Here is a 16261-nt window from a genome sequence, read left to right on the forward strand (position 1 = left end):
TTCGGATGGCGCGGCCCAAACGGAACTTTATCAATAAAAAACATTTACCGCATTTTGATAGTGCATCATCTCGGTCGGCGCAAGCGATGTTTGATGGCCGCTTCGAATGGCTCGGCGGGAAAGCTTGCTCTGTCGGAACTCCGCTGCCAATCTCCTCCAATATGCTGCATGGAATATTAATTCCATCACTCAGTCAATATGGAATGTTCATTCTTTTTTGGGGTGTACGAACTGTGACACCTGGCGATCACGTCAGGTGTCTGCGACTGGCTTAGAGCGTCGCTCCGAGGTGCCACGGCACGAACTCGTTGTCGCCGTAGCCGAACTCCTCGCTCTTGGTCTTGCGGCCCGAAGCCGTCTCGACGATCAGCTCGAAGATCTCGCGGCCCATGCCGGCGATGGTCTTTTCGCCCGAGGCGATGACTCCGCAATTCACGTCCATGTCCTCTTCCATGGTGTGGTACATGGTCGAGTTGCTGGCGACCTTGATCGACGGCGTCGGCCGGCAGCCGAAGCAGGAGCCGCGGCCGGTGGTGAAGACGATGACATTGGCGCCGCCCGCCACCTGGCCGGTGGCCGAGACCGGGTCGTAGCCGGGCGTGTCCATGAACACCAGCCCGTGCCCGGTGACCTTTTCGGCATAGCCGAAGACGCCGTTGAGCGGCGTCTGGCCGCCCTTGGCGACCGCGCCGAGCGACTTCTCCAGGATGGTGGTCAGGCCGCCGCGCTTGTTGCCCGGTGAGGGATTGTTGTCGATGGATGCGCCATGCTTGGCGACGTGGTCTTCCCACCATTTCACGTAGCCGTCGAGCTTGGCGGCGATCTCGGGTGTTGCGGCGCGATAGGCAAGCAGGTGCTCGGCGCCGTAGATCTCCGTCGTCTCGGAAAGGATGCCGATGCCGCCGACGCCGGCCAGGATGTCGACCGCGGCACCCAGCGCCGGATTGGCGGTGATGCCGGACATACCGTCGGAGCCGCCGCATTGCAGGCCGACGACGATCTCGCTGACCGGGATCGGCTCACGCTGAAGCTTGCCGACCTCTTCGGCAATCTCGGCCAGCACGACCAACGCCTTCTCGACCGATTTGCGCGAGCCGCCGGCTTCCTGGATGTTGAAATGGCGTTTTCCCGCGGCAACGCCCTTCTGGCCATAGAGGGTGAGCTGGTTGACCTCGCAGCCGAGCCCGACCATCAGCACACCGCCAAAATTCGGATGACGGGCGTAGCCGGCCAGCGTGCGGTGCAGCACCATCATGCCGTCGCCGGTGGCGCTCATGCCGCAGCCCTGGCCGTGGACGATCGGGACGAAGCCGTCGATGCCGGGATATTGCGGCAGAAGCGTGCGGTTCGCCGCGTCAGCGATGGCGTGGCAGACGGTGGCCGAGCAATTGACGCTGGCGAGAATGCCGACGAAGTTGCGCGTGCCGGCGCGGCCGTCGGCGCGGCGGTAGCCCATGAAGGTGCGGGCGCGGTCGGCCTCGGTCGCATGCACCGCTTCGCTCGGCGGCACCACGGGCAAACGGCCGCTTTCGAAAACCAGATTGTGCGAATGGACATGCTCGCCGGGCGCGATGTCCTGCGTGGCGCGGCCGATCGCCTGGGCGTATTTGACCACGGCCTCGCCGGCCGCAATCGGCTTGATCGCCACTTTGTGGCCCGGCTCGATCACTGCGGCGGCGACGGCGCCGCCCGGCAGCACGGTGCCGATCTCGATGCGGCCATTGGCGACCGCGACATTGTCGGCGGGAGACAGAAGAATGCTGTTTGCGGCGTTCACGGGAGCTTCCTGGGTGTGTTCCTGGGTGCGCGAGCGGATTGACACGCGGCTCTTAACATATAATGTCTTTTATCGTGAAAAAACATTTTTGCGTCAATTGTTTTTTCGCCAGAGCGCGACGCGTCTTTTGGATGCGTGAAGTAGGCTCTACAGCCAAAACTAGCGTTGCGCATGATGTTTTCCGAAGCGGTACCGGTTTCATGCACGAGAAACGCTTCACGTCGGACGCAAACGGCGGCGCGCCACGGGGCAGGGGATGTCGAAGAGCAACAACGTTTACAAGGATGCCTATAATCGCGGTCTGAGGCTGCTCGACGAAACCAGGAGCCTGCCTTCGGAGCCGGAGCTGGGCACGCTGCTCGGCGTCAGCCGCACGACGGTCCGCACCATCCTTGCGCGCATGGAAGAAACCGGGCTGATCGACTGGAACAAGCGCAGCAAGACGGTTCTGCGCGAACCGCGGCCGGACGATTTCTTCCCTGAGGAAGAAACCGACACGCTGGCCGAGATCATCGAGCGCTCCTTCATGCGGCGGCTGCTTGCCAGCGGTGCCGAAGCCGGCATGCAGATCAACGAGCTCGAACTGGCGCGCGAGATCGGCGTCGGCACCACCAGCGTGCGCGAATTCCTGATCCGCTTCTCGCGCTTTGGGCTGATCGAGAAGCGCCGCAACAGCCACTGGGTGCTGAAAGGCTTTACCCGCGCCTTCGCGCTGGAGCTGACCGAAATCCGCGAGATGTTCGAACTGCGCTCGGCCGCAGCCTTTGCCGCTCTGCCCGAGGATAGCCCGGTGTGGGCCGACCTCGACCGCCTGGAAGACGAGCATCACCGGCTGGCACGGGAGATTGCCGTGCGTTTCAACGAATTCTCCGAGCTTGACGAGCGCTTTCACCGGCTGATCCACCGGGCGTCGCACAACCGCTTCATCGTCGATTTCTACGATGTCATCGCCATGATCTTCCACTACCACTACCAGTGGAACAAGGCGCAGGAGCGTGAGCGCAACGAAGTCGCGGTCCAGGAGCATCTCGCCTATATCGCTGCGCTCAAGTCGCGCGATCTCGCCAAGGTCGACGCCGCCTGCCGCAAGCACCTGAAATCGGCCCGCCACACGCTGCTAACGTCGATCCCGGAGGGCAGGCAGCCGCTGCGCGCGTGATTGTGTTGCGTTGCCGCAGCAACGTTTTGGCGATTTTCCGGCCGCCGGCTCCGTGCTAGAGAGCTGACGTTGCTGCGTGAAGAGGCTGGTTCTTGACCATACGCCGGAGACGATGGAGCATGCCGGTCGCATTCGCCGCGGCGTGGCTTTTCGTGCTCCAGTCGATGTTCGGCGCGTTTGCTTCCGGCGTCGAGCCGAACGCCTCGCAATTCGATGCTTTCGGCAACACGATCTGCACCCATGACGGCGCGGCGCAACTCCCCGCCGGCGATCCGCATCAGCAGCACATGCCGGCTTGCTGCATGCTTGGTTGCAACCTCGTCTCGGCGATCTACGCGCCGCCCGGTGCCGCCGGGAGCCTGGCTCGCAGCCTTTCCGTCGAAACCATCGCCTTTGTCCTGCCGGCCTTCCGGCATCGCGATTTCGCCCGCGCCCGCACTCCGTCCAATCCGCGCGCACCACCGGCGACGGCCTGATCCGTTCTGGTTGGCGCCGCGCAACGCTTTGCCGGCGCGTTTATCGACATCGTTCGCGACCGGCCATCGGCGCGATCCCCCATTAAAGTCCACGGAGCAATCATGTCTCACTCTTTTCGCGCTGCCGCATCCAGCCGCAGGCGCTTCGCACTGGGTGGTTTCGAGCAGCGTCTCGGCGTCGCCCTTTGCGTTATTGCCCTCCTGTTCGCCAGCGCCCAGACGGTGTTGGCACATGAGTTCAAGCTTGGCGATCTCGAGATCGGGCACCCCTGGTCGCGCGCCACACCAGCCGGTGCCAAGGTAGCCGGCGGCTACTTCACCATCACCAACACCGGCAGTGCGCCGGATCGCCTGCTGTCGATCACCTCCGACATCTCGGCCAAGGCCGAACTGCACGAGATGGGCGTCAGCAATGGCGTCATGACCATGCGGCCGGTCACCGGCGGCCTCGAAATCCCGGCCGGCGGCAAGGTCGCATTGGCGCCCAACGGCTATCATTTGATGTTCAGGGATTTGAAGCGGCAGCCCAAGGAGGGCGAAATGTTCTCCGCCACGCTGACCTTCGAAAAAGCCGGGCCCGTGCAGATTGAATTCGCCGTGCAAGGCATCGGCAGCGCGGCGCCCCAGGACGACGACTGACTTGGCCGCTTCGAGAGGTAGCATCATGAAGAAATCGCTTTTGCCCGGCTGCGTGCTTCTTGTCCTCGGGACCAGCGCGGCCTTTGCCCACATCACGCTCGAAACGCCGGAGGCGGCGGTGGGCTCGACCTACAAGGCGGTTCTTCGGGTGCCGCATGGCTGCGAGGGCAAGGCAACGACCGCCTTGCGCGTGCAGATCCCGGAAGGGGTGCTTTCGGTCAAACCGATGCCGAAGCCAGGCTGGACGCTGCAGGTCAAGAACGGCAAATACGAGAAGTCCTACCAGCTCTACGGCCAGGCAGTGACCAGCGGCGTTAAGGAGATCGACTGGAGCGCCGGCAGCCTGCCGGACGAGTTCTACGACGAATTCGTCTTTCGCGCGACGCTGGCGTCCGACCTGCCGGCAGGCCAGACGCTGCATTTCCCGGTGGTGCAGGAATGTGACGGCGTTGCCGATCGCTGGATCGAGATCCCGGCGGCCGGGCAGGCTGAGGACGCGCTGGAATTTCCGGCGCCCGGCCTCAAGCTGCTGCCGAAGAAGTGAGCTCCGGCGGCGCGCTTTGGCGGATGAGCGCGCCGCTGCTCTTGGCGGTGAGATGAGCGCGGCATCCTTCCTGCGGCAAGCTTGCATGGCCGGCAACTATTCTGGCCGGCTTGTGGCTGGCCTGCTTGCCGCCATCGTGCTGCTCGCCGTAATTGCCATGCCTGGTCCGGCCTTCGCCCATGCGGCGCTGATCAAGGCCGAGCCGGCTGATGGTGCGGTGCTGGCGCAGAGCCCGTCGCAGATGTCGCTGACCTTCAGCGAACCGGTTTCGCCGCTGGTGCTGACGCTGGTGCGGCCCGACGGCACGTCGATCCCGCTGACCTCCTTCCGGCTCAGCGGCCAGACCGTCGAGATCGACAATCCGCAGGCGCTGAAATCCGGCACGCATGTGCTGAGCTGGCGGGTGATTTCCGCCGACGGGCATCCGGTCGGCGGCTCGGTGCTGTTCTCGGTCGGTGCACCGAGTGCCGCGCCGGCCGCCTCCGAAGCCGTCGACCGGACGCTTCGAACCGCGATCTGGATCGGCAAGGTCTTTCTGTATATCGGCCTGTTTTTCGGCGTCGGCGGTGCCTTTGCGCTGGCCTGGCTGGCGCAAGGCGGGCGACCCGGCCAGCGCCTGATCGTCGCTGCGATCCTGTGCGGGCTGGCCGCCGCACCCCTGTCGCTCGGTTTCCAGGGGCTGGATGCACTCGGTGCGCCGCTTGCCCGGCTGGCGCAGCCGATCATCTGGCAGACCGGGCTCGGCACCAGCTTCGGCTGGACGGTGCTGATCGCGCTGATGGCGCTCGGCCTTGGCCTGTTATCGCTGGTGGTGCCGCACGCCGACGCAAAGCCGCTGGCCTTGGCCGGACTGGTTGGCGTCGGCGCAGCACTTGCCGCCAGCGGCCATGCCAGTGCCGCCGAGCCGCAATGGCTGACCCGGCCGATGGTGTTTCTGCATGCCACTGGTATCGCGATCTGGGCCGGGGCGCTGGCGCCGCTCGGTCTTGCCTTGAAACGGCAGCCGCACAAAGCCGGGCCGTTGCTGCGCCGGTTTTCGCGAGCGATCCTGTTCGTCGTGGCCGTGCTTGCGGCAGCCGGCATCGTGCTCGCCGTGATCCAGGTGCAAACGCCGTCGGCGCTTGTCCATACCGCTTACGGCCGGCTGCTGCTGCTCAAGCTGGTGCTGCTCGTCTTCCTGTTCACGCTCGCCGCCGTCAATCGCCTCAAGCTTACGGCCCCGGCTGAGGCGGGCGAAACGGAAGTCCAGCGGCGGCTGGCCCGCTCGATCGCCATCGAGGTGCTGATCGTGCTGGCGATCTTCGGCGTTGCCGCCGGATGGCGCTTCACGCCGCCGCCGCGCGCGCTGGCGATCGCCGCGGCACAGCCGGCATCGGTGCATATCCACACGCTGCAGGCGATGGCCGACCTCAGCATTGTGCCCGGCCATGCCGGGCCTGTTGCCGCTTCGATCTTCATCATGACCGGCGATTTCGGCCCGCTCGACGCAAAGCAGGTGACGCTGGTGCTATCAAAGCCCGATTCCGGCATCGAACCCATCAAGCGCCCGGCGACGAGGCTTGGGGACGGCACCTGGCGCGTCGACGATCTCGTCATTCCGGTCGCCGGCCGGTGGACGGCGCGGCTCGATATCCTGGTCTCGGATTTCGAGATGGTGAAGATAGAGGCGCCGATCGACATCAGGCCGTGACGAGAGCGCCGGTCCACGCAACACAATTCGGCGAGGCGGTTGACGCGGCATTGAAGGCCCGTCAATCATCGTCATCAATCGCGGCTCAAAGCAACAAGATCCGAAAGCAGGGAAGAAACAATGGAAAAAGCCGAAATCGGCCTGATCGGCCTTGGCACGATGGGCTCCAACCTGGCGCTCAATATCGCCGAGAAGGGGCACCGCATCGCCGTCTTCAATCGCACCGCGGCGCGCACCGATGCCTTTGTCGAAAATGCCGGCGCGCTCAGGGATAGGGTGGTGCCTTGCTATAGCCTCGAGGAACTGGCCGCCGCGATCCGGCCGCCGCGGCCGATCATCATCATGGTGCTGGCCGGCAAGCCGGTCGACGAGCAGATCGCGGCATTGCGCGGCGTGCTGTCGGCCAACGACATCGTCATCGACGCCGGCAATGCCAATTTCCGCGACACGATGCGGCGCTTCTCGGAGCTTACCGATTCGGGCCTGACCTTCATCGGCATGGGCGTGTCCGGCGGCGAGGAGGGCGCCCGCCACGGTCCCTCGATCATGGTCGGCGGCACCGAAGAGTCCTGGAAGCGCGTCGAAAAGGTGCTGACCGCGATCTCGGCCAAGTTCAAGGGCGAGCCTTGCGCGGCGTGGCTTGGCACCGACGGCGCCGGCCATTTCGTGAAGACCATCCACAACGGCATCGAATATGCCGACATGCAGATGATCGCCGAGATCTACGGCATCTTGCGCGACGGGCTAGGCACGGGGCCGAAAGAAATCGCCGAGGTGTTTTCGCAGTGGAACACGGGCCGGCTCAATTCGTACCTGATCGAGATCACCGCCAAGGTGCTGGCTGCCGACGATCCCAAGACCGGCAAACCGGTGGTCGACATCATCCTCGACCGCGCCGGCCAGAAAGGCACCGGCAAATGGTCGGTGATCGAGGCGCAGCAGCTCGGCATCCCGGCCACCGCGATCGAAGCGGCTGTGGCGGCACGCGTGCTATCGTCGATCAAGGACGAGCGGCTTGCCGCCGAAAAGGTTTATGGCGGCGGCGTGAGCAAGATTTCCGGAGATAGGGACGCCCTGCTCGGCGATCTCGAACTGGCGCTGTTTGCCGGCAAGATCGCCGCCTACGCGCAAGGCTTCGCGGTGATGAGCGGCGCATCGCAGGAATTCAAGTGGAACCTGCCGATGCCGGTCATCGCCAAGATCTGGCGGGCCGGCTGCATCATCCGCTCGCAATTGCTCGATACGATGGCGGAGGCCTTCGGCGCCGGCGGCGCAGCCACCAACCTGCTGATGGCGCCGGCTTTCGTCTCGTTGATGCAGGAGGCACATCCGTCGCTTCGCCGTGTCGTGGCAAGGGCGGCCGAAGCCGGCTCGCCGGTGCCGGCCCTGTCATCTGCGCTTGCCTATTTCGACAGTTACCGGCAGGGCCGCGGCACTTCGAACCTGATCCAGGCGCAGCGCGATTTCTTCGGCGCGCACGGCTTCGAGCGCATCGATGGGCAGGGCGCTTTCCATGGGCCCTGGGGGAATGGGGCGGCGGGGTAGCGCCTGAACTTGGACGCAGAGCCCAATTTTGCGGTTGCCAGAAAGCAGATATCTCCAGCGACCAACTGGGTGTCGGGTCGCGCCAGGAACCTGCTATGCCGGTAGAGACGATTGACGGTCTCATCGGCATCGGCGGAGCCGCGAATCTGTGGTAAGCCGCCGCTCAACCAACCAAAGGACGACACCTGTGAGCGAACCGACCGTGGCCCAGGCGACCGAAAGTATCTATGCCTCCCTCCGGGCGGACAATGCCGACATCGACGCACATATCGCGACGCTTAAAGCAGCGCTGACACGAGAAGGGATAAAACAGGCGGTGTTCGATCCGACCAAGTTGGCGCAGAACAACCGCTCGGGGCGCAAGTTGATGCAGGCCTATTTTCGGCAGCGCGGCGTGAGCGTGAGGTTTTCGGACTAGTAGAGCCGCGCTCGGGTGATCTCAAGCGCGCCGTTGGGAGTTCTCGGGCCGGTCCGGCGGTTCGCCATCTGGACATCGGGACTGCGCCTCATGTCGGCCATTGAGGTGACTGTTGCCACTGCCTGAGAGCAGACATTGTTGGCGACCATTTTGGAGGTCGCGGTTGCGCCATCTGCGGAAGTTCGAGGCATCGCCGATGAACGGCAGCCGTCGGCCCCGTTCCAGAAGTTGGGGTGCGAGCGCACCTCCAATATTCTTGCGAAGGATGATCCTGCTTTGAGGGCAACCAGCGCCCACAACACAAAGGCTTCAACGGTTTTTTGCGGCCAATTGGCTTCTGCCGGGCCGCATACGGTCAGCCGTCACTCCGGCAAGCCCGCGAACCGCATGTGTCCGATCCAGCGCTCGAGGGGTCCGGGGGCGGTCCAGTTCTTCTCCCACTGCTTGCGTTGTTTGCTGATGGAGTCGCCGGGCGAGTCTTTGAGGAAAACCGCAAGCGCTTCCTTTGCCTCCCGCTGGTTTCCCAGACAAGCGTAGATCCCCGCAAGCATTCGGTGTGCGCCGATCGGGATTGGGGACATTTTCCGCATCGCCGTTAGCGCAGCCCCGCAATCGTTCTTTTCATAGAGCGCCCAGCCCATGTCCCAGTTGTACCAGTCGGGGTAGAAGGGATCGATGCCTTTGGCCTGCTCGATCCGATCGATCGCTTCGTCGGTGCGGCCGGCAAAGAGCAGCGGGGCCGCACTGCCCTCGAGGATATTCGAGGCGCTGGGGTTCAGGGCGATCGCCTGATCGAACTGCGCAATGGCCTGCTCGATCTCGCCGGCTTCACTATGGATTTGGGCGCGGATTTGATGCGCGTTGGCATCGTCCGGAGCGAGCAGGATGGCCTTGTCGGCGTACTCTGCGGCCCGCTTCAACGCCTCGTCGGGGTTGTTTTCCTGCTTGTGCCAGAATACCGAGTCAAAGCGATAGGACCAGGCCAGCCCGATATAGCCGAATTGGGAGTTCGGATCCGCTTCAATCGCCTTGAGGCTGAGCTGCCGCAGCAGTTCGTTCCCCGCGGCAGAAAAATCCTTTTTGTTCGCGGCAGACCCCATCATGAGATAACTGAGCGCGCTAACCCGGGCGGCGTCGCTCTGTGGCAAGGGTCGCTCGATCCTTTGCCCGACCCGAGCCGCAAGCGTGCGGATGATCTCCTCCTGGACGACGAAAAGATCGCCGATCTCCCGGTTGTAGGTGTTGGCCCAGACATGCGATCCGTCATGCGCATTCAGCAACTGGGCGGTCACTTTCAGCCGGTCTCCGGCCTTCTGCTGGCTGCCTTCGAGCAGGTAGTCGACGCCGAGTTCATCTCCGATCTGCCTGGTGTCGATGGGCTTATCGCGGTACCTGAAGCTCGAGTTCCGCGCGATGACGGCATAAGTCTTGCTCCGCGCCAGCTCGGTGATGATCCCCTCGGCAACGGCATCGCTGAGATATCCCTTATCCGCACCGGCACTCATGTCGTCGAAGGGAAGGACCGCAATCCTGGGCATGTCGCTCGAACGAACGGGAGCGGCTCGCCATACTTCCGCGCCGTAGTATGCGCCGATCGCCGCCGCAACGAGAGCGAGTGCAGCAAGAATGAAGCCGCGCTGCGAGAATCGTGTCTTGGCACGTTCCATGCCGGCTGCGGCGTTTGGGTCCGCCGCGTCCGACGGATCGGCATTCAGTCGGTAGCCTCTCCGAGGCACGGTTTCCACGATCACGTGCGCGTCGTCCGCCAATGCGCGGCGAATATCGGCAATGCATTGAGTGAGGCTGTCTTCGGTCACGAAGGTATCGGGCCAAACCGCCTGCATCATCGCATCCTTGGACACGATTTCGCCTGGTCGCGCCGCGAGCACGGAGAGCACTTCGACGGACTGGCTGCGAAGATTGACCGCTTTGCCTTCCACGGTTCGGAGTTCGTTGCTGTTCGCAAGAAAAACAAAACCGCGGAACGTGACCGTTTCAGCAGATTTCAGGTCAATTTCAGGGGCCGTTCGGGACATTTCACCCTCTTGGCGCGCCTCCTAGCATAGCCCATTCGGCCGTCGCCTCCAAGCGATCCTGGCGGCACCGGATGAAACGGAGGACGACATGAATCGCACCAAGCTCATCATCGCTCTGGCTCTTTTCTTGACAGTGTCAACGGCTGCGAAAGCAGAGCCTCAATCTCTAAATGCAACCGCGCATATAATTTCTCTTGTATTTGTCGATGGCCGCATCGATGAACGCCGAGAACAAAAATCTTTCGACACGATCAAAATCTGCTTCGCATGGAAGCACCAGGGGGAATTTCTTCCGCCGCAACCGGGTTCTTTTGCTTCTTCCACGTTCTGTGAGCTGACTAACTTTGATCCTACTCCGACGGCTAGTATCTCCCAAGTTGCCCAGGAGGGTCAGTGAGGGCGATCCTCGATCGCCCCTCGACAGCTTCATCTCGCATGCGACCGACCACGGTCCGTATTGAAGACTTGCAGTCTTAACCTGCAGGTCCGCTCTCGGCGCCAAGGCTGACTGTCAGCAACGGGCCGCCAAATCGACCGTTCACCTACGAACCCTTGCCGCGTGAAAGCCGACATCCCTGTTGAGGACGTTAGGCGTTCCGGAACTACGGCAAGAGATCCGTCACAGCGCGCCCACTTCCGTCCATTGCCATAGGGAAGCTGGCATGTTCGTGGATGATTTTCCAAGAACCGCCGATGCGCCTTAGCACGATGGTTCGCCGGCTCCAGGAGTCGACCTTTGTGCCATCGGTCTTAATGCCAGTCATGCGCGACAGCCCGAAGGCCACTGCAAGATCGCCGTCGATCATGAGCTGCGGGTCAGCCATGTGAACGGTGACGCCGTTGCGCCAAGTTGCAAACCAAGCATCTATCCCTTCGATGTCGCGCGCCTGTTCGCCTCGAAAGGCAAGCGGCGGCGGCAGATCGAAAACCACGACATCCGGGTCCATGGCATCGACGTTGGCGCGGGCGTCCCCCTTGGCAGTTGCGTCTTCCTGGCCCCGGATGACAGACAAGATTTCCTTTTCAGACATATCGTTGCTCCTTCATTTTCTGGAACGACGAGACCGGGGCGATCAATCCGACATCGACACCATTCGTAACAAATATGGCCGGTCCTAGCTGCTGTTGCATCGTGGTATCAAGAGTGATGAGCCCCTTAATCCCGAAACGTGACTGCCGCGTGCTCCTACGGCCGCTTTATGGTGATCTCGTCCCCATATCGGACGGACAGCTTTCGGCCCCAAGCTGCCAGTCAGCAGCGCGCATTTTGCAGCCAAGTGGAACCATTTGGCGTCGCAGAAATGTGGCTAAGACAGTTAGATGGAGCCGGATGCCAGTTCAATTTGAACATACCCCGCTTTAGTCGGGGCGGCGATAGGCCTGCACTTCGCCCGGCTCGCTCAGGCTTTGCAGGGTGCCGGGTGCGGCGCCGCCGATCCAGCCCAGCACCGAGCGGGCGAGCTCGGCGCCGGCCAGCCGGAAGTTCTCGTTGACGACCAGCAATTCGCTGCGAAACAGGTGCAGAAGCTCCGACGATTGTTTGGATACCACATCGACATCGCGGCCAAGCTTGAGGCCGGCGTCTTCGATGCCGGCGACGATGGCGAGCGTCGCGGCGGCGGCGCTGCTGATGAAACCGTCCGGCCTGACATCGCGGCGCATCAGCTGCGCGGTCCGCATTCTGATCTGCTCGATCGAATGATCGATCGAAACGGTGTTGAACGGGATCTCGCTGGCGCCGACCTCGCTCAGCGCATCGGCAAAGCCGGCGAGCGTGTGGCCGTGATAGGTCAGCTCGACAGGCGGCGCCAGCAGAGCCAGCCGGCGGCGGCCGAGGCCGGCCAGATGGCGCACTGCCTCGGCTGCGAAAGCGTAATTGTCGAAATCATGATAAGGATGGATCAGCCCCATATCGGTGCGACCGTGCGTGGCAAAGGGGATGCCGCGCTCCAGCATATAACGGGCCCTCGGATCGTTTGGCTGTGTGCGCGAAATGATGACGCCGTCGGCTGACCCGGTTTCCACGAGGTAGCGGATCGGGTCGAGCGGATCCTGCGAGCGCGAATAGGGCGTCACGATCAAATGATAGGGCGTGTCGGCAATGACTTCGGAAACGCCGTAGATGATATCCGAGACAAAGCTCATGATCTCGTGCTCGGTGTTGAGCACCAGGCTGATGACATTGGTCTTGCCGGTGCGCAGGCGTACGCCGGCACGGTTGGGCCGATAACCGATCTGCTTGGCGACAAGCTGGACACGCCGCCTGGTCTCGGCGCCGATCTCGGGCGCGTCCTTCAGCGCACGCGACACAGTGGTGACGCCCAGCCCGGTCATGAAGGCGAGCGTCTTCAGTGTCGGCCGGCCCTGGCCCGACGCTTCGTCGGCCTTCTCTTTTTGATGCCTGTTCATTCATCCCGCCCCGTCAGGCGCATACCAGTTGCCGGACAGGCCGGCAATCGGCCGGCCGCGGGTTCGCCGCGGGCCTTCACCGAATGAAACCGCTATATACTGAAACGTTACAGATTGTCACGACCATCGCCATATCACTGGCGACAGATGCAGAACGAGCGGTGCTGCAATCGGTGCAAAACCGTGATTGGAACGGGCTTTTTCCGATTTTTTGGCATCGCAGCATTCCATTTTGCAGTGCAACCCCTCTTGTTGCGATGCGGTAGGCCGGCGAGCCGCGCGATTTTATTCGTGCTTCGAAAAAACTTGATGCCACCTTCGCCTGAGGGGTTGCGCGCCTCAAGCAATTGCCGTATCGAAAATCTGTAACGTTTCAGATTCTGGGAGGAACGAAATGCGATACCAACTCATGACTGCTGCGCTGGCTGCGACGGTCGCGCTGCAATTCGCCGGCCCGGCGGCCGCGACGGATCTGGAAGTCACCCATTGGTGGACCTCCGGCGGCGAGGCGGCAGCGGTCGCCGAACTCGCCAAGGCTTTCGACGCAACCGGCAATCATTGGGTGGACGGCGCTATCGCCGGTTCCGGCGGCACGGCGCGGCCGATCATGATCAGCCGCATCACCGGCGGCGATCCGATGGGCGCGACCCAGTTCAATCACGGCCGGCAGGCGGAAGAATTGGTGCAGGCCGGGCTGATGCGCGACCTCACCGATCTCGCCACCAAGGAAAAGTGGACGGAAATCGTGCAGCCGAAGAGCCTGCTCGACGGCTGTACCCTCGATGGCAAGATCTATTGCGTGCCGGTCAATATCCACTCCTGGCAGTGGCTGTGGCTGTCGAACGCCGCCTTCGAAAAAGCCGGCGTGCCGGTGCCGAAGAACTGGAACGAATATGTCGCTGCGGCGCCCGCTCTTGAAAAAGCAGGCATCCAGCCGCTCGCGGTCGGCGGCCAGCCCTGGCAAGCCTCGGGCGCTTTCGACGTGCTGCTTGCGGCGGTCGGCGGCACCGACGCCTTCCTCAAGGTCTACAAGGACAAGGACGCGGAATTCGCCGCCGGGCCCGAGGTCGCCAAGGTCTTCAAGGCCGCGGACGACGCTCGCAAGATGGCGAAGAACACCAATGTGCAGGACTGGAACCAGGCCACCAATCTGGTCATCACCGGCAAGGCGGGCGGCCAGATCATGGGTGACTGGGCGCAGGGCGAGTTCCAGGTTGCCGGCCAGACCGCCGGCAAGGACTATACTTGCCTTCCGGGCCTCGGTCTCAACGAGGTCATCGCCACCGGCGGCGACGCTTTCTACTTCCCGCTGCTGAAGGATCCCGAAAAATCGAAGGCACAGGAAGTGCTGGCCCACACGCTGCTCGATCCCAAGACGCAGGTCGCCTTCAATCTCAAGAAAGGTTCGCTGCCGGTGCGCGGCGACGTCGACCTCAAGGCGGCGAACGACTGCATGAAGAAGGGCCTCGAAATTCTCGCCAAGGGCAATGTCATGCCCTGGACCGACCAGCTGCTTTCGCAGGATACGCAGAAGCAGAAGGAGGATCTGTTCTCCGAGTTCTTCGCCAAGCAGGACATGACCGTGGAAGATGCGCAGAAGCGCTTCGCCGCTATCGTGGGTTCGGCCGATTGAGCGATCGACCAACCGTGTCTCACTCCCGCCCCCGCAAACGCAGGGTCGGGAGCTCGGGTCAAGACCTCTTGACCCTCCGGCCCTTACCCGATCCAGCGCGGCTGTGCAGATGAGCAAGAGCGAACGCCCTAGCCAACTCTTTCGCAACCTCAATGCGAAAATTGCCTCGATCCCAATGATCTTCACCGCGCTGGTGATTTTTGTCGGCGGCACTGTCTGGACGGTGCTGTATTCCTTCACAAATTCCAAGCTGCTGCCGCGGCTGCACTTCGTCGGGCTCGACCAGTACTACCGGCTGTGGGCAACCCCGCGCTGGCTGATCTCGATCGAGAACCTGCTGATCTACGGCGTGCTGTCGCTGGTGTTCTCGCTGGTCATCGGCTTCCTGCTTGCTGCCCTGCTCGACCAGAAGATACGGTTCGAGGACACGTTCCGGACCATTTTCCTCTATCCCTTCGCCCTGTCCTTCATCGTCACCGGTCTCGTCTGGCAGTGGCTGCTCAACCCGGAATTCGGTGTCCAGGGAGTGGTGCGCAGCCTCGGCTGGACGAGCTTCAGCTTCAATCCGCTCTATGATTCCAGCATCGTCATCTACGGTATATTGATCGCCGCTCTCTGGCAGGGCACCGGGCTCATCATGTGCCTGATGCTTGCCGGCCTGCGCGGCATCGACGAGGATATCTGGAAGGCTGCGCGGGTCGACGGGATACCGACCTGGAAGACCTATCTGTTCATCATCATACCGATGATGCGGCCGGTCTTCATCACCACGCTGGTCATCGTCGCCTCCAACATCGTTCGCGTCTACGACCTTGTCGTCGCCCAGACCAGCGGCGGGCCCGGCATCGCCTCCGAAGTCCCGGCCAAATATGTCTATGATTATATGTTCTTCGCCCAGAACCTCGGTCAGGGGTTCGCCGCCTCGACGATGATGCTGCTGTCGGTGATCATCGTCATCGTGCCGTGGGCCTATCTCGAGTTCGGAGGCAAGAAGCGTGTCTGACCATACCGTTTCATTGCCTGCCATTGCCGGCCCCGGCGGGCTCGAAGCCTACGGGCCGAGCGGGCCGAAGCCGCGCCACACATTCTCGCGCCGCAACATCTTCCTCTACGGCACGCTGATCGTGGTGGCGCTTTACTATCTTTTGCCGCTCTACGTGATGGTGGTGACATCGCTCAAAGGCATGCCCGAGATACGTCTCGGCAACATCTTCTCGCCGCCGATGGAGATCACCTTCGAGCCGTGGGTCAAGGCCTGGTCGAGCGCCTGCACCGGGCTCAACTGCGACGGGCTGTCGCGTGGTTTCTGGAATTCGGTGCGCATCACCATCCCGTCGGTGATCCTGTCGATCGCGCTCGCCTCGGTGAACGGCTATGCGCTTGCCAACTGGCGCTTCAAAGGCGCCGACACTTTCTTCATCATCCTGATCGTCGGCGCCTTCATCCCTTATCAGGTGATGATCTATCCGATCGTCATCATCCTGCGCGAGGTCGGCCTTTACGGCAGCCTCAGCGGCCTGGTGATCGTCCATTCAATCTTCGGCATGCCGATCCTCACACTCTTGTTCCGCAACTACTTTACTTCCATGCCGGAGGAGCTGTTCCGGGCAGCGCGTGTCGATGGCGCCGGCTTCTGGGGCATTTATTTCCGCATCATGCTGCCGATGTCGCTGCCGATCTTCGTCGTCGCCATCATCCTGCAGGTGACCGGCATCTGGAACGACTTCCTGTTCGGCGTCGTCTACACCCGCCCCGACACCTATCCGATGACGGTGCAGCTCAACAACATCGTCAACTCGGTGCAAGGCGTGAAGGAATACAACGTCAACATGGCAGCCACCATCCTGACCGGCCTCGTGCCGCTGATCGTCTATTTCCTGTCCGGAAAATTGTTTGTGCGCGGCATCGCCGCCGGCGCCGTGAAAGGATGATGGC

The 16261-nt window shown here is 62.5% G+C and carries 15 protein-coding genes; 11 read left to right on the plus strand and 4 right to left on the minus strand.

Annotated elements, in window-relative coordinates; translation table 11 throughout:
* Positions 1-271 precede the first annotated feature (271 nt).
* Positions 272-1777: a UxaA family hydrolase gene (locus NKH23_RS05000; protein WP_352713964.1), complete on the minus strand. Its 1506-nt coding sequence runs from the start codon at positions 1775-1777 to the stop codon at positions 272-274.
* A 256-nt stretch (positions 1778-2033) separates the two neighbouring features.
* Here NKH23_RS05000 and NKH23_RS05005 point away from each other — a divergent pair, with 256 nt between their 5' ends.
* The 7 genes from NKH23_RS05005 (at position 2034) to NKH23_RS05035 (ending at position 8248) form a co-directional block, all read left to right on the plus strand.
* Entirely contained in the window at positions 2034-2936 is a 903-nt protein-coding gene (locus tag NKH23_RS05005) for a GntR family transcriptional regulator (protein WP_352713961.1), read from the plus strand.
* A 119-nt stretch (positions 2937-3055) separates the two neighbouring features.
* The gene (locus NKH23_RS05010) at positions 3056-3412 is read left to right on the plus strand and encodes a DUF2946 family protein (protein ID WP_352713956.1); all 357 of its coding nucleotides are present in this window, start codon (positions 3056-3058) and stop codon (positions 3410-3412) included.
* Positions 3413-3514: 102 nt separating this feature from the next.
* Entirely contained in the window at positions 3515-4051 is a 537-nt protein-coding gene (locus tag NKH23_RS05015; RefSeq protein WP_352713952.1) for a copper chaperone PCu(A)C, read from the plus strand.
* A 25-nt stretch (positions 4052-4076) separates the two neighbouring features.
* Positions 4077-4595 (plus strand): YcnI family copper-binding membrane protein, encoded by a 519-nt coding sequence (locus NKH23_RS05020; protein ID WP_352456800.1) that lies wholly within the window; start codon positions 4077-4079, stop codon positions 4593-4595.
* A gap of 52 nt (positions 4596-4647) precedes the next feature.
* Positions 4648-6285 carry a copper resistance CopC/CopD family protein gene (locus NKH23_RS05025; RefSeq protein WP_352713949.1) on the plus strand — a complete coding sequence of 546 codons (1638 nt, stop codon included), beginning with the start codon at positions 4648-4650 and terminating at the stop codon, positions 6283-6285.
* A gap of 120 nt (positions 6286-6405) precedes the next feature.
* Positions 6406-7830, plus strand: a complete 1425-nt coding sequence (gene gnd / locus NKH23_RS05030) for an NADP-dependent phosphogluconate dehydrogenase (RefSeq protein ID WP_352910549.1) — start codon at positions 6406-6408, stop codon at positions 7828-7830.
* Between the two features lie 187 nt (positions 7831-8017).
* On the plus strand, positions 8018-8248 hold the full coding sequence (locus NKH23_RS05035; RefSeq protein WP_095488311.1) for a hypothetical protein: 231 nt from the start codon (positions 8018-8020) through the stop codon (positions 8246-8248).
* 362 nt (positions 8249-8610) lie between these two features.
* Here NKH23_RS05035 and NKH23_RS05040 read toward each other — a convergent pair whose 3' ends face one another.
* The gene (locus NKH23_RS05040; RefSeq protein WP_352910552.1) at positions 8611-10284 is read right to left on the minus strand and encodes a winged helix-turn-helix domain-containing tetratricopeptide repeat protein; all 1674 of its coding nucleotides are present in this window, start codon (positions 10282-10284) and stop codon (positions 8611-8613) included.
* A gap of 88 nt (positions 10285-10372) precedes the next feature.
* On the opposite strand from NKH23_RS05040, the gene NKH23_RS05045 reads away from it, so the two are divergent.
* Positions 10373-10681: a hypothetical protein gene (locus NKH23_RS05045; protein WP_352713936.1), complete on the plus strand. Its 309-nt coding sequence runs from the start codon at positions 10373-10375 to the stop codon at positions 10679-10681.
* 205 nt (positions 10682-10886) lie between these two features.
* Here the strand turns inward: NKH23_RS05045 and NKH23_RS05050 are convergent, their stop codons facing one another.
* Entirely contained in the window at positions 10887-11315 is a 429-nt protein-coding gene (locus NKH23_RS05050) for a YybH family protein (RefSeq protein WP_352713935.1), read from the minus strand.
* 328 nt (positions 11316-11643) lie between these two features.
* Positions 11644-12693 (minus strand): LacI family transcriptional regulator, encoded by a 1050-nt coding sequence (locus tag NKH23_RS05055; RefSeq protein WP_023721952.1) that lies wholly within the window; start codon positions 12691-12693, stop codon positions 11644-11646.
* Positions 12694-13087: 394 nt separating this feature from the next.
* Here NKH23_RS05055 and NKH23_RS05060 point away from each other — a divergent pair, with 394 nt between their 5' ends.
* From NKH23_RS05060 to NKH23_RS05070, 3 genes are all read left to right on the plus strand, one after another.
* Entirely contained in the window at positions 13088-14326 is a 1239-nt protein-coding gene (locus NKH23_RS05060) for an ABC transporter substrate-binding protein (RefSeq protein ID WP_352456792.1), read from the plus strand.
* Between the two features lie 109 nt (positions 14327-14435).
* Positions 14436-15329 (plus strand): carbohydrate ABC transporter permease, encoded by an 894-nt coding sequence (locus NKH23_RS05065; RefSeq protein WP_352910556.1) that lies wholly within the window; start codon positions 14436-14438, stop codon positions 15327-15329.
* Positions 15322-16257, plus strand: a complete 936-nt coding sequence (locus tag NKH23_RS05070) for a carbohydrate ABC transporter permease (protein ID WP_352713926.1) — start codon at positions 15322-15324, stop codon at positions 16255-16257. Before NKH23_RS05065 ends, NKH23_RS05070 begins: the two co-directional genes overlap by 8 nt.
* Positions 16258-16261 lie beyond the last annotated feature (4 nt).

The sequence above is a fragment of the Mesorhizobium sp. M1328 genome (assembly GCF_040318075.1).
Classification (GTDB): Bacteria; Pseudomonadota; Alphaproteobacteria; order Rhizobiales; family Rhizobiaceae; genus Mesorhizobium.